The following is a 13,858-nucleotide window of genomic DNA, read 5'->3' as shown; positions in this document are numbered from 1 at the left end:
TAACCGCATTCTCCGGCATAGACCGGACACAAGAGGCGGAACCTGGGGAAAGAAGGGATTCATAATGGTCTACGTAGCAAGCGATACTCGCTATGAAACGATGAAATATAACCGCGTTGGACGTTCAGGTTTGAAACTGCCAGCGATTTCACTGGGGCTGTGGCATAATTTTGGCGGTATCAATAACGCTGAGAATGGCCGTAATATGATTACCCGATCATTTGATCTGGGCATTACACATTTTGACCTTGCCAACAATTATGGCCCACCGGCAGGTTCAGCAGAGCAGTTATTTGGACAGGTACTGGCCCAGGATCTGAAACCTTATCGTGATGAACTGGTGATCTCCACCAAAGCGGGTTATTATATGTGGCCCGGGCCGTATGGAGAGTGGGGTTCACGCAAAAATCTGGTATCCAGTCTGAATCAGAGCTTGAAGCGTATGGGCCTGGATTATGTGGATATTTTCTATTCACATCGTTATGATCCCGAAACGCCTTTGGAAGAAACGATGATGGCACTGGATCATATTGTTCGCTCGGGCAAAGCCCTTTATGTAGGGATCTCCAACTATCCCGCAGAGCAGACAAGACAGGCTGCCGAAATTTTGAAAAGTCTGGGTACACCCCTGTTAATCCATCAACCGAAATACTCGCTGCTGGACCGCTGGATTGAAGATGGTTTGCAGGACGTGCTGGATGAGTATGGAACCGGCAGTATTGCATTCTGTCCATTGGCACAAGGTGTGCTCACGAACAAATACTTGAATGGTATCCCGGAAGACTCACGTGCCAAAGGACCATCGGTATTCCTGAATGAAAACAACATTTCTCCAGAGACGCTCCGCAAAGTACGGGCGCTGAACCAGATTGCAGCAGCCCGTGGTCAGAGTTTGGCCCAATTTTCACTCTCATGGGTGCTGCGTAATGGCAGGGTAACATCCGCGTTGATTGGCGCAAGTCGTCCTTCCCAGATTGAAGAGAATGTGGCTGCGCTCAGTCAGCTGGATTTCTCTACAGAGGAATTGGAACGGATTGAATCCATCCTGTCTCCGGAGCCTGATGACAAATAAATAAAGTGCAAAAGGTGCATCTTAGCCATAATGGCGGAATGCACCTTTTTTGTCGTCCGTGGTTCCGTCCGTTATGTTGCTCACCGTTTGTTTTGTTGAGCATTCTGCTGTAACCCCTGATGTAGTGGGCGGGACAGTATTTTCTCTCGATACAAGCTGGGCGCTTCACCGTGAAATCGTTTGAACTGTTTGGAGAAGTACAGCGCGTCTGGCAGTCCGACCGATGCAGATACCTGTTCGATGGACAGATCCGGACGTTCTCTCAGGAGTTGGCGCGACTTGTCGATCCGAAGTTTTAGCAGATAAGTGACCGGTGACAGTCCGGTTTCCTGTTTGAAAATACGGGATAGATACGCACGGTTGTAACCAAGACTCGCTGACATTTGTTCAATGGAGACAGGATAGGCATATTGAGTGGACATATATTGAATCATCTGTTTCACCGTACGTCGGATGGAGGATTCACCGGGAATTAAGGTTTGACCCTGCGAAAGGTGATTCTGTGCTTCAGCTAGAATCATATATAACGTACCCAGTGATGTGAAATGGGAGCTTTCTTTGCGCTCGGCAAAAGCATCCTGCATCACGGATAACCAATCGGAAATTCCACAGGATGGTCCGGCATGAAAAACGGACTTCTCCGGGCGGAATCCCGCCTCGTCAGCATGCTGGGCAGCCTGGCTGCCCGTAAAAGCGATCCAGCGGTATTGCCATGGATTGCGGGCGTGAGACTGGTAACTTACCAGTTGCCCGGGATGAATGAGGAAACAATCCCCTGCGGATAACTCGTAGGTGTGCAGTTCGGTACGGAACGTACCTGCTCCTTTTTCTACATAATGCAGCAGATAATAATCAAACAGTTTGGGCCCAAGGGCGTGACCCGGAAGGGTTTGGCTTGCCCCGGCGAATAGGACATGCAGTGCGCCTTGTTCATAATAGACAGGATTGGAGGCAACCGAATAACTGAGTGCTCCACTCTTACCGGAAGGTGGTTCCTGTATTTTTTCGTTAGAAGATGCAAGGGATTCTTTCTTGAGGTTGGATTGATCTGACATAGTCGTTTCCTTCTTTCCGGGATGCTCCGATCATTATACGTCTTAAGGTCACATTTATCCATATGAAACACACATGGTTGCATTACAAGAGGGATCGCTTTCTTATATAATAACATTAAGAAAACCACAACAACGAGGCGAGGTGCACCAGCAGTGAACGTAACTGAATTGAAACAAAAGTTTATTGAGAAGTACGGAGAGAGTGGAGCGGACATCCGTGTATTTCATGCCCCTGGACGTGTGAATCTGATCGGTGAGCACATTGACTATAACGGTGGATACGTGCTTCCGGCAGCACTTGAATTCGGAACAACTTTGATCATTCGTGAGCGTCAGGACAACAAGTTGCAACTGGCTTCCACGAACATGTCTTATGAAGGGGTACTGGACACTTCCTCCATCGGTAAGGAGAAAACCGGAGAATGGACTGACTATCCTGTTGGTGTCATGGTTGAACTACAAGGCAAAGGTGTGAATGTAACAAAAGGCTACGACTTCCTGTACCACGGGGAGATTCCGAACGGGGCAGGACTTTCATCATCCGCATCTCTGGAGGTACTTACCGGATTTGCGATTCAGTCTCTGGAGGGTGTATCGGATATTGACACGGTTCAACTGGCGCTTCTGTCCCAGAAAGCGGAAAATGAGTTCGTAGGCGTCAACTGTGGAATCATGGATCAGTTCGCTGTCGCAAACGGTGCTCAGGATCACGCGATCCTGCTGATGTGTGACACACTGGAGTACGAAAAGGTTCCTTTCCGTACAGGCTCCTACAAATTGGTCATCGGGAACACGAACAAACGTCGCGGTCTGGTGGATTCAGCTTACAATGAACGTCGCTCCCAATGCGAGCAGGCACTTGCCATCTTGAAGGAACAGCTGCCTGCACTGAATTACCTGGCTCAATTGACGCCAGAGCAGTTCGTAACACTACAGGATCAGATCAAGGATGAGAAAGTAAGACAGCGTGCACAGCATGTCGTGGAAGAGAACGCTCGTGTGCTCGCATCGGTCGAAGCATTGAAGGGTAATGATCTGGAAACCTTCGGCAAGCTGATGAACGCTTCTCATGAATCGCTTCGCGATTTGTACGAAGTAAGCTGTGATGAGTTGGATGTTATGGTTGAAGAAGCTCAGCGGATTCCAGGCACGCTTGGTGCTCGAATGACTGGCGCAGGATTTGGCGGTTGTACCGTATCACTTGTGCATGAAGATGATGTCGAGCGTTTTGTAAGTGAAGTGGGCGCTGCATATGAAGCGCGTACCCATCTCAAAGGTGATTTTTATGTATGCGGCGTAGGCGACGGTGTTAAAGAATTGAAGGAGGCGAAGTAAAATGGCAATTTTGGTGACAGGTGGAGCAGGGTATATTGGGTCTCATACGGTAGCAGCATTGTTGGAACGTGGAGAAGAGGTTGTTGTACTGGATAACTTGCAGACAGGGCATCGTGAAGCGTTGCTCGGCGGTAAGTTGTATGAAGGGGATCTGCGTGACAAAGAAATTCTGGCGAAGCTGTTCGCTGAGAATTCAATCGATGCAGTCATTCACTTTGCAGCCAACTCACTCGTAGGCGAGAGCATGAAAGACCCGGTTAAATATTATGACAACAACGTGTTTGGTACACTCTGTCTGCTGGAAGCGATGAATGCAGCGAACGTACGCCGCATCGTCTTCTCCTCTACAGCAGCTACCTACGGTGAGCCTGAGAAAGTGCCAATCGAAGAGAGTGATCGTACGGAGCCAACCAACGTATATGGCGAAACAAAGCTGATGATGGAACGCATGATGTCATGGTTCGATAAAGTTCAGGATATCAAATACGTTTCCCTGCGTTACTTCAATGCAGCCGGTGCACATGACAGCGGCAAAATTGGTGAAGATCACCAGCCAGAGAGTCACCTGATTCCACTCGTACTGCAAACAGCATTGAAACAACGCCCGCACATCGCCGTGTTTGGTGACGACTATGCAACAGAAGATGGAACATGTATCCGTGACTATATCCACGTGAGCGACTTGGCTGATGCACATCTGCGTGCAGTAGATTATCTTCGCAAAGGTGAGAACAGTAACGTGTTTAATCTGGGTAACGGCACAGGATTCTCTGTAAAACAAGTGATCGAAACAGCTAAAAAAGTGACTGGCCTCGATATCCCGGTTGTACAGGAACCACGTCGTGCAGGTGACCCGGCTGTGCTGGTAGCTTCATCTGCAAAAGCGAGATCTGTCCTGGGCTGGAATCCAAAATGGACCAATCTGGAAGATGTCATTCAAAGCGCTTGGAGCTGGCACCAATCACGTCCTGACGGCTACGGAAAAAACTAGGAGGCGAATACCTTATGTCACAGACTCATATTGCAGCAGGTGCCACAGAGCGGACACCGGAGCAGCAGGAAGCACTGCATGCCATTGAACGTCTGGTTGCATTTGCCTTGCAGAAACAATTAATCGAGGAAGCGGATTGGGATTATAGCCGCAACCTCTTGCTGGAACAATTCGGATTCTCAGAGCCTTATGCCGGCGAGTTGGACACGAATGTGCCCGATGGCCCACAGGCTATGCTGGATACGTTGATCGATTATGGATTTTCCATTGGACTCATTCCTGAAAATAGTGATACGTTCCGTGATTTGCTGGATGCCAAAATCATGGGTCATCTGATGGCTCGTCCATCCGAGGTGGTACGCGCATTCCGCCACACGGAGCAGACGGAAGGCATTGAGGCGGCCACATCTCAATTCTATGACTTGTCGATTAACTCCAACTACATCCGTATGGATCGGATCTCGAAGAACGTTTACTGGACACAGGACACTGCCTATGGAGACATGGAGATTACCATCAACCTGTCGAAGCCGGAGAAAAGTCCAAAGGAAATTGCCATGGCCAAGTTGCTTCCGCCTCCGGTATATCCTAAATGCCAGCTGTGTCGTGAAAATGTAGGTTACGCTGGTCGGGTGAATCACCCTGCTCGCCAAAACCTGAGAGTCATTCCGTTGAAGCTTAACAACGAGCCTTGGTTGTTCCAATACTCGCCGTATGTTTACTACAACGAGCACTGCATCATTTTCCATCATGATCATGTGCCGATGAAACTGACGAAGGATACGCTTCGCAGACTGCTTGCCTTTGTCGGGGAGTACCCGCATTATTTTATCGGATCTAACGCGGATCTGCCGATCGTAGGTGGATCGATTCTGACACATGACCATTTCCAGGGCGGACGTCATACGTTCGCGATTCAAAATGCACAGCCTGAGGCCGTCTTCCGCCATGCGGATGCACCTGGACTTACACTGAGTCTCGTAAAATGGCCAATGTCTGTAATGCGTCTGGCTTCACACGATCCTGCAGAGCTGCTTGAAGCGGGTAACGCCGTATATGAAGCGTGGAAGGTCTACAGTGATTCTGCTGTGGATATCGAAGCGTTCAGTGAAGTGGACGGGGAACAAGTGCCACACAATACGGTAACACCAATCGTTCGTCGTAGTGCAGATGGTGGTTATGAGATGGATCTTGTATTACGTAACAACCGTACAAATGATGTGCATCCGGAAGGGATTTTCCATCCGCACCGTGAGATGCACCATTTGAAAAAAGAGAACATTGGTCTGATCGAAGTGATGGGACTTGCCATTCTGCCAGGTCGTTTGAAAGAAGAACTGGACAGTATCGCGGATATCCTCGCTGGAGATGCCAAACTTGCTGAAGCGGCCAAAGCTTCCGATCATGTGTTGAACAAACATCTGGGCTGGGCGGAAGAATTGATTGAACGGTTTGGTCCTAAGCTGGACAAAGAACAAGCGGTTGCCATTGTACAGCAGGAAGTCGGCTTGAAATTCGCCGAGATTCTGGAGCATGCAGGTGTCTACAAATATGATGAAGCAGGACGCCAGGCTTTCCGTCGTTTTGTAAGCAGCATGGGATACACTGAATAATCAACATAATCAACAAATCAAGAACACCCGCCCATTCAGGAGCGGGTGTTTCTTGTCATGAGCACGCATTGGAATGAACCTCCGAGGCAGTTATAATGGGGAGAAGTCCTAGAGTACCATGATGAATTGAGGAAATGGGGTTAATGATTTGGAAAAGAAGGCGCTGAATATTCCGTTGATTACAGATGCTGAGGAACTGCAAGGCATGGTGGGTGAACCGCATGAACATGTGCGTAACAAGGCAATTTCATTTGTGGATTCACATGTTCAGAACTTTATATCCATGTCACCATTATTTTTCCTCTCCACCTCCGATCGTGATGGAAAAAGTGATGTGTCACCTCGGGGTGATGGAGCGGGATTTGTGAAAGTGTATGATACATACCGGCTCGTTTATCCCGAGCGCCCAGGCAATCGGCGGATAGACTCGTTGTTGAACATGTTGTCGAACCCTGGTATTGGCATGCTCTTTTTGATTCCGGGTATGAATGAAGTGCTGCGTATTAATGGTACAGCATCCATTACCAAGGATGAGGAATTCATCGCCAGTATGGGGTGGAGTGGTAAAACCATAGGTGCGGCTGTCATTGTGGATGTGGAAGAGTGCTTTATCCATTGTCCGCGGGCATTCAAACAGGCTGGATTATGGGCCTCAGAAACATGGGTAGACGCTGAGGATTTGCCTTCAACGAGCGAGATGTTTCGAGCCCATTTGGAGATTAACGGGTTGTTATAAAGTGAGTGACTATGGATTTGTTTTTCTATAAACAGGGTACTATAATTGGAGTTGCACTAAAAATACTAAACTCCATTGGAGGCGACAATAGATATGAGATCTTTCCAATTCTATAATCCAACCCGGCTGATTTTCGGCAAAGGACAACTGGAAGCATTAAAGACAGAAGTGCCGAAATACGGTAAACGGGTTCTGCTTGTATATGGTGGCGGCAGTATCAAACGTAGTGGTCTGTACGATCAAGTGATCGGTTTGCTTAAGGAAGCCGGAGCAGAAGTGACTGAACTGGCTGGTGTGGAACCTAACCCGCGTCTTTCTACGGTGCATAAAGGGGTAGACCTCTGTAAAACAAATAACATCGACCTGATCCTGGCTGTAGGTGGCGGTAGTGTACTAGACTGCTCCAAAGCCATTGCGGTAGGTGCCAAATATGATGGCGATATGTGGGATTTTGCTCAGCGCAAAGCCGTTGCACAGGACGCTCTTCCACTCGGTACCGTATTGACGATGGCAGCAACCGGTTCGGAGATGAACTCGGGTTCGGTTATTACGAATCAGGATACACAAGAAAAATTGGGTTGGGGTAGCGCATACTCATTCCCTGCATTCTCTATCCTGGATCCGGTGAATACATACACTGTTCCGCTGGACCAAACGGTATACGGCATGGTGGATATGATGTCCCACGTACTGGAGCATTACTTCCATCTGGATGCCAATACACCGGTTCAACTCGGTTTCTGTGAGACGATTCTGCGTACTGTCATGGAAGCAGCGCCTCGTCTGGTTGAAGACCTGGAGAACTATGAACTGCGCGAAACGATTCTGTATTGCGGAACAATGGCACTGAATGGCGTGCTGAATATGGGTCTCGCAGGAGATTGGGCAACACATAATATTGAACATGCGGTTTCCGCAGTGTATGATATCCCACACGGTGGTGGACTTGCGATCTTGTTCCCACACTGGATGAAACATAACCTGGATGTGAATGTGGATCGATTCAAACGTCTGGCAATTAATGTATTCGAAGTGAACCCTGAGGGCAAGTCGGACAGACAGATTGCTGAAGAAGGTATCGATGCGCTCAGCAAATTCTGGACATCCATTGGTGCACCTAACCGTTTGGCAGATTACGATATCGATGACAGCCAGATCGACGTAATGGCTGACAAAGCGATGTTGTTTGGTCCATTCGGTAACTTCAAGAAACTGCAACGGGAAGATGTTGTATCCATCTACAAGGCTTCTCTGTAATTCTATAATCACTGCAAAGTGAAGGACACATTCTGTCGTCCAATAACCGCAAGTCTCCTTCATGGGGGCTTGCGGTTTTTTCGTGTATTCGGATCTGCACGAGAATGATGGAGGAACATGAAGCAAGGAGAACAGAATGTTGTGATAATACCCATTATCGGCTCCAGAATACATTTGAGGAAAGATTTTGAAACATTTTGATGGTAGCTACGTATTTATTTACATGTGGAATGCTCAGTTAGGATGAATTTGCGGCAGAGAGAGGAGGAACAGGGGATGGAAACAATGTATTGGGGGTGTCTAATCGGAGGGGCGATATTTGCGGTTGTCAGCCTTGTGCTGGGTGACTTGATTGATGGCTTGCTGGACGGAGCTTTTGAAATGCCAGGCCTTGATTTTTTCAAACCCGTTGTGTTAGCTGGTTCCATTACAACCTTTGGTGGTGCAGGCATAATGCTGACACGTTATAGTTCATTAAGTGCGATGTCCGGTCTAATACTATCCCTGCTTATAGGTATTGCTGCAGCCATGCTGGTATTCTTCGCATACATCAAACCGATGCGTAACAGCGATGTCTCTATTGCATTTTCAATGAAAGAGTTATCTGGGAAAATTGGGGAAATCACCATTCCGGTGCCGGAAAAAGGTTTTGGCGAAGTGATGATCCGCTTTGCATCCGGTAGTACGATTCAAACGGCATCCAGTTTTGAACACCTCCCCATTGCGGCGGGAGCACGTGTTGTTGTGGTGGATGTTGTAGATGGCGTACTGCGTGTGTCGGAATGGGATGAAAATGTACTTAAAGATTTATAAAGTATTCTAATCACCTAATTAGTTTAAGCACTCATCATGAATGAATAAGGGGAGAGATGTGGAATGGATTTAAATTTGAACTGGGATGTTTTGTTGATTCCTATAGTTGTAGTCGGAGTCATTCTAATTTTGGGTCTGGCTTTCTGGGCGAGGTACAAAACGGTTGGACCGGATGAAGCGATGATCGTTACGGGGTCATTCCTGGGTAGCAAAAATATCTCCGATGATGATTCTGGCCGAAAAATCAAAATTGTTCGTGGTGGCGGTGCATTTATCCTGCCGGTATTCCAGCAGTCCGAGTTTATCTCCTTGTTGTCCCACAAGCTGGATGTCTCCACACCTGAAGTGTACACGGAGCAAGGGGTTCCGGTTATTGCTGACGGTGTAGCTATTATCAAGGTTGGAGGCGCTGTAGAAGACGTTGCTACGGCAGCTGAGCAATTCATCGGTAAACCTGTAGAAGCGCTGAGAAGCGAAGCACAGGAGGTACTGGAGGGGCACTTGCGGGCCATCCTCGGTACAATGACGGTGGAAGAAGTATATCGGAACCGGGATCGTTTTGCCCAAGAGGTTCAAGGCGTAGCAGCTAGAGATCTGAAGAAAATGGGACTGCAAATTGTTTCATTTACCATCAAGGATGTTCGTGATAAACAGGGTTACCTGGATGCTCTCGGTAAACCGAGAATTGCCGCAGTGAAGCGTGATGCCGAGATTGCTGAAGCAGAAGCAATGCGTGATGCACGTATTCAGAAGGCTAATGCGGAGGAACAGGGGCAAAAAGCAGAGTTGCTGCGGGATACCAATATCGCCGAGGCAGCCAAAGAGAAAGAACTGAAAGTAGCCACGTTTAAGCGGGATCAGGATACAGCCAAAGCAGAAGCCGATCAGGCTTACCATATCCATGAAGCTCGCGCCAGACAGACTGTGGTGGAGGAAGAAATGAAGGTTGAACTTGTTCGTAAAGAACGTGAGATTGACCTCCAGGAAAAAGAAATCGTTGTACGTGAGAAGCAATACGATGCTGAAGTGAAGAAAAAGGCAGAAGCGGACCGTTATGCGGTGGAGCAGGCAGCCGAAGCGGATAAAGCCAAGAGAATGCGTGAAGCCGATGCGGTACAGTACTCCATCGAAACACATGCCAAAGCAACAGCTGAACAGAAGCGACTTGAAGGTCAGGCCATGGCGGATGCGGAACTTGCCAAAGGTACAGCAGATGCAGAAGTTATTCGTTTGCGTGGTCTTGCTGAAGCAGAAGCAAAAGAAAAACTGGCCGAAGCGTTCCAGAAGTTTGGCGAAGCAGCTGTACTCGATATCATTGTCAAAATGCTGCCTGAACTGGCTGGTAAAATTGCAGAACCAATTGCATCCATTGATAAATTGACGGTGGTAGATACAGGTAAAGGTGAAGGTGCAGCGCGAGTGAGCAACTATGTTACTGAACTTATGGCGACCGCTCCAGAGATGCTCAAAAGTGTATCCGGCATCGATGTAGAGCAGCTGATCAAAGGCCTTACGAAGTCTAAAACACCTGCGCCAGTTGCCATTCAACAGAGCGAGGCTGTTACAACTCCTTCTATAATCGACAAGATTGTGGAAAGAGCTGGCGTTGACGAGTAAGAAACACTTCGAATCTTGCATGGTTGCTCTATTGACCTTAAGACGAATTTTTGTTACTTTTTAAGCGAGACGTCCGGCGCGGTTTGCCCGCTCCGGGTGTCTTTTCGTTCGTAAACAGGGTGTGACTTAATCACACCTAAGATGGTGTGAAAAAGAGGTGCAAACAATGAGCAGCCTGCATGTAGATAAAGCGCTAAATAATAATGTAATCATTGCACAGCATCCAGAACACGGGGAAGTCGTTGTTATTGGTAAAGGCATTGGCTTTAACCGAAAACCGAGTGATCACATTCCATTGATGGCTGTGGAGAAAATGTTTATTTTGAAAAACCAGCAGGAGCAAGAGCAGTACAAACAGCTTCTTCCACAGGTGGATGAAGCACTGATCGAGATTATTAACGAAGTTATTACGTATATTGCAGAGCGTACGGACGTTCCTCTGAATGAACATATCCATATTGCATTAACCGATCACATTTCTTTCGCGTTAAAACGCAAGGAGCAGGGCATTATCATACAAAATCCATTTTTATATGAAACCCGCGAGATTTATCCTGAAGAATATCGAATGGGAGAATACGCTGTTCGTTTGATCAAAGAGAGAATGGGCGTAGATTTGGGGATGGACGAGATTGGTTTTGTTGCCCTCCACATCTATAGCGCAATGACCAATCAAAATATATCTCAGGTACGTGAACATTCACAATTGATCACTGATTTGGTGAACCTGGTGTCTGATCAACTCGATTATTCGTTTGAAACAGAATCGCTTGATTACTCTCGTTTGCTGACTCATCTTCGTTTCGCTCTTGAGCGTGTTCGGCGTGGAGACAAAGTGGAGGAGCTTCATAAGTTGGATTCCCTGCTCAAGTTGGAGTATCCCGAAATGTACTCGCTTGCATGGAAACTGACCAAAGTGATGGAGAAAAGACTGAAACTGCCAGTTTATCCTGCGGAGGTAGGTTATCTGACCATTCATCTGCAAAGGCTGAATCAGCGGAAGGAAGAAGAGAATAAGTGAGATCATTCCAGTGATGGAATGCGGGATTTATTTTTTGGGTGTAAAGGCTTGCAATGGATTAGAACTGGTGCTACAATGGTTTCCGTAATCAAGCAACTGAATAAACATAAGCGACGTGTTACTGACTCGATCAGGCATGAGTTAATTAAAGTGTGATTGTTCTTTCCTTGTACAGGGTATGCTATACCCCAAGGTTGGCACATTTCACTTTGTTAATTCATGCCTTTTTTGTGTTCCCTTGCTTGTATCACAACATATAACTTAGACGAAAGGGAGAAACGACGCGATGTTCAAAAAGCTTTTTGGTGTATTGCAAAGAGTAGGTAAAGCTCTTATGTTGCCTGTAGCCATTCTACCTGCGGCAGGTTTGCTGCTCGGAATTGGTAACATGCTGGTTAATCCAGATTTCTTGCAATATGTAACGGCGCTCGACACCCCTTGGGTGAACTCGATCGCAACAATTATGATGAACGCAGGTCAGATCGTATTTGATAATCTGGCATTGTTGTTCGCCGTCGGTGTAGCCGTCGGATTGGCCGGTGGCGAAGGGGTTGCAGGTCTCGCAGCGATCATCGGTTATCTGGTCATGAACGTCACATTAGGATCTGCAGTAGGTGTTACTCCGGCAATGATCGGTGAAGTACCGGGTTATGCCAGCATCTTGGGTATCCCAACATTAAGTACAGGCGTGTTCGGAGGTATTATCATAGGTATTGCCGCCGCGCTGTGTTACAATCGATTTTTCAAAATCGAACTGCCGTCTTACCTCGGTTTCTTTGCAGGTAAACGTTTCGTTCCGATTATCACTTCGGTTGTATCCCTCTTAATCGGGTTGCTTCTGGTGATTATCTGGCCACCGATTCAAAATGGATTGAATGCTGTATCTCACTTCATGGTAGATACAAGCCCGACATTGTCGGCATTCATCTTCGGAGTTGTGGAACGGTCATTAATTCCGTTTGGTCTTCACCACATTTTCTACTCCCCATTCTGGTTTGAGTTCGGTGAGTATGTGAATAAAGCCGGAGATGTTATTCGTGGGGATCAGAAGATTTTCTTCAGCCAGTTACGTGATGGCGTTGCTCTCACAGCAGGAACATTCCAAGTTGGTAAATTCCCGTTCATGATGTTTGGTTTGCCAGCAGCGGCACTTGCGATGTACCATGAAGCAAGACCGGAGCACAAAAAGTATGTTGCAGGTATCATGGGTTCAGCTGCACTGACCTCGTTCCTGACAGGTATCACAGAACCACTTGAATTCTCGTTCTTGTTTGTAGCACCAATCCTGTTTGCAGTACACTGTATCTTTGCAGGTTTGTCTTTCATGACCATGCAAATTCTGGGTGTAAAGATCGGTATGACCTTCTCCGGTGGGTTCATTGACTTCCTGATTTTCGGGATTATTCCGAACCGTACACCTTGGTGGGACGTTATTATTGTCGGATTGATTCTTGCGGTGATCTATTACTTCGGTTTCCGGTTTATCATTCGCAAATTTAATCTCAAGACACCTGGACGAGAGGATGCAACGCCTGAAACCGAATCTGGCGGAGGATCTGGTTCAACGGATGATCTGCCCCATAACATTCTCGAAGCTTTCGGTGGCAAAGAGAATATCAAACATCTGGACGCTTGTATTACTCGTTTGCGGATTGAAGTTAATGAGAAATCCAATGTGAAAAAAGATCGTTTGAAACAATTGGGTGCATCTGGTGTACTTGAAGTGGGTAATAATGTTCAAGCCATCTTCGGAACACGTTCTGACACGATCAAATCTCAGATGCAGGATATTATTGCAGGAAGAACACCAGCACCAACGCCAGCAGCTGCCAAACCAACTCCTGAAGAGGAGAAGGCACAAGGTGAGCAAGGCGAGCGCATCGTTGCTGAGGATATCGTCATGCCAGTCAATGGTGAATTGCTGGACATTACAAATGTACCTGATCCGGTCTTTGCTGAGAAAATGACAGGTGATGGGTTCGCAATTTTGCCACATGATGGTACGATTACTTCTCCTGTGTATGGTAAAGTGTTTAATGTATTTCCAAGCAAACATGCCGTGGGCATCATGTCCGATGGAGGCAAAGAAGTGCTTGTTCATATAGGTGTTAATACGGTGAAGCTGAAAGGTCAAGGCTTTAACGTACTGGTACAGGAAGGTGATCTGGTATCGGCAGGTCAGCCGATTATGGAAGTGGATCTGGAGTATGTCAAAGCAAACGCTCCTTCGATCATTTCACCAGTTATTTTCACCAATCTGCCAGAGGGCTCCACAGTAACTCTGAAGAAGAGCGGAGTGCTGAAAGTTGGCGAACAGCCAATCATTGAGATAAAATAAGAAGTGTTAC

11 protein-coding genes are annotated in these 13,858 nt (G+C 47.2%); 10 read left to right on the top strand and 1 reads right to left on the bottom strand.

Annotated elements, in window-relative coordinates; all coding sequences use genetic code 11:
* Positions 1–64: 64 nt before the first annotated feature.
* Positions 65–1,072, top strand: a complete 1,008-nt coding sequence (mgrA, locus tag MHB43_RS25300) for an L-glyceraldehyde 3-phosphate reductase (protein ID WP_036674510.1) — start codon at positions 65–67, stop codon at positions 1,070–1,072.
* Between the two features lie 80 nt (positions 1,073–1,152).
* On the opposite strand, the gene MHB43_RS25295 is transcribed toward mgrA, so the two are convergent.
* Entirely contained in the window at positions 1,153–2,127 is a 975-nt protein-coding gene (locus MHB43_RS25295; RefSeq protein ID WP_339305430.1) for an AraC family transcriptional regulator, read from the bottom strand.
* A 153-nt stretch (positions 2,128–2,280) separates the two neighbouring features.
* On the opposite strand from MHB43_RS25295, the gene MHB43_RS25290 reads away from it, so the two are divergent.
* The 9 genes from MHB43_RS25290 to ptsG all read left to right on the top strand — a co-directional run bounded on the left by MHB43_RS25290 (position 2,281) and on the right by ptsG (position 13,848).
* On the top strand, positions 2,281–3,462 hold the full coding sequence (locus MHB43_RS25290) for a galactokinase (RefSeq protein ID WP_405130682.1): 1,182 nt from the start codon (positions 2,281–2,283) through the stop codon (positions 3,460–3,462).
* A 1-nt stretch (position 3,463) separates the two neighbouring features.
* Positions 3,464–4,453: a UDP-glucose 4-epimerase GalE gene (gene galE / locus MHB43_RS25285; RefSeq protein WP_017686840.1), complete on the top strand. Its 990-nt coding sequence runs from the start codon at positions 3,464–3,466 to the stop codon at positions 4,451–4,453.
* Positions 4,454–4,467: 14 nt separating this feature from the next.
* Positions 4,468–6,066: a UDP-glucose--hexose-1-phosphate uridylyltransferase gene (locus MHB43_RS25280; RefSeq protein ID WP_405130681.1), complete on the top strand. Its 1,599-nt coding sequence runs from the start codon at positions 4,468–4,470 to the stop codon at positions 6,064–6,066.
* A gap of 148 nt (positions 6,067–6,214) precedes the next feature.
* Entirely contained in the window at positions 6,215–6,802 is a 588-nt protein-coding gene (locus tag MHB43_RS25275) for an MSMEG_1061 family FMN-dependent PPOX-type flavoprotein (protein ID WP_405130680.1), read from the top strand.
* 93 nt (positions 6,803–6,895) lie between these two features.
* On the top strand, positions 6,896–8,059 hold the full coding sequence (locus MHB43_RS25270) for an iron-containing alcohol dehydrogenase (RefSeq protein ID WP_047844049.1): 1,164 nt from the start codon (positions 6,896–6,898) through the stop codon (positions 8,057–8,059).
* Between the two features lie 276 nt (positions 8,060–8,335).
* Positions 8,336–8,872, top strand: coding sequence for a protease (locus tag MHB43_RS25265; protein ID WP_221824722.1), 537 nt, complete (start codon positions 8,336–8,338; stop codon positions 8,870–8,872).
* A 63-nt stretch (positions 8,873–8,935) separates the two neighbouring features.
* Entirely contained in the window at positions 8,936–10,489 is a 1,554-nt protein-coding gene (locus tag MHB43_RS25260) for a flotillin family protein (protein ID WP_145323943.1), read from the top strand.
* A gap of 166 nt (positions 10,490–10,655) precedes the next feature.
* Positions 10,656–11,510: a glucose PTS transporter transcription antiterminator GlcT gene (gene glcT / locus MHB43_RS25255; RefSeq protein ID WP_076212401.1), complete on the top strand. Its 855-nt coding sequence runs from the start codon at positions 10,656–10,658 to the stop codon at positions 11,508–11,510.
* 286 nt (positions 11,511–11,796) lie between these two features.
* Positions 11,797–13,848: a glucose-specific PTS transporter subunit IIBC gene (gene ptsG / locus MHB43_RS25250; RefSeq protein WP_221824720.1), complete on the top strand. Its 2,052-nt coding sequence runs from the start codon at positions 11,797–11,799 to the stop codon at positions 13,846–13,848.
* Positions 13,849–13,858 lie beyond the last annotated feature (10 nt).

It is taken from the genome of Paenibacillus sp. FSL H8-0317 (genome assembly GCF_045040685.1).
GTDB lineage: Bacteria > Bacillota > Bacilli > Paenibacillales > Paenibacillaceae > Paenibacillus.
This window is presented reverse-complemented; position numbering and strand designations above follow the sequence as displayed.

Bases quoted from the DNA above. Each gene is read 5' to 3' on its own strand.
- galE (WP_017686840.1), top strand. From the start codon at position 3,464: ATGGCAATTTTGGTGACAGGTGGAGCAGGGTATATTGGGTCTCATACG.
- MHB43_RS25265 (WP_221824722.1), top strand. From the start codon at position 8,336: ATGGAAACAATGTATTGGGGGTGTCTAATCGGAGGGGCGATATTTGCG.
- MHB43_RS25260 (WP_145323943.1), top strand. From the start codon at position 8,936: ATGGATTTAAATTTGAACTGGGATGTTTTGTTGATTCCTATAGTTGTA.
- MHB43_RS25270 (WP_047844049.1), top strand. From the start codon at position 6,896: ATGAGATCTTTCCAATTCTATAATCCAACCCGGCTGATTTTCGGCAAA.
- MHB43_RS25295 (WP_339305430.1), bottom strand. From the start codon at position 2,127: ATGTCAGATCAATCCAACCTCAAGAAAGAATCCCTTGCATCTTCTAAC.
- ptsG (WP_221824720.1), top strand. From the start codon at position 11,797: ATGTTCAAAAAGCTTTTTGGTGTATTGCAAAGAGTAGGTAAAGCTCTT.
- MHB43_RS25280 (WP_405130681.1), top strand. From the start codon at position 4,468: ATGTCACAGACTCATATTGCAGCAGGTGCCACAGAGCGGACACCGGAG.
- glcT (WP_076212401.1), top strand. From the start codon at position 10,656: ATGAGCAGCCTGCATGTAGATAAAGCGCTAAATAATAATGTAATCATT.
- mgrA (WP_036674510.1), top strand. From the start codon at position 65: ATGGTCTACGTAGCAAGCGATACTCGCTATGAAACGATGAAATATAAC.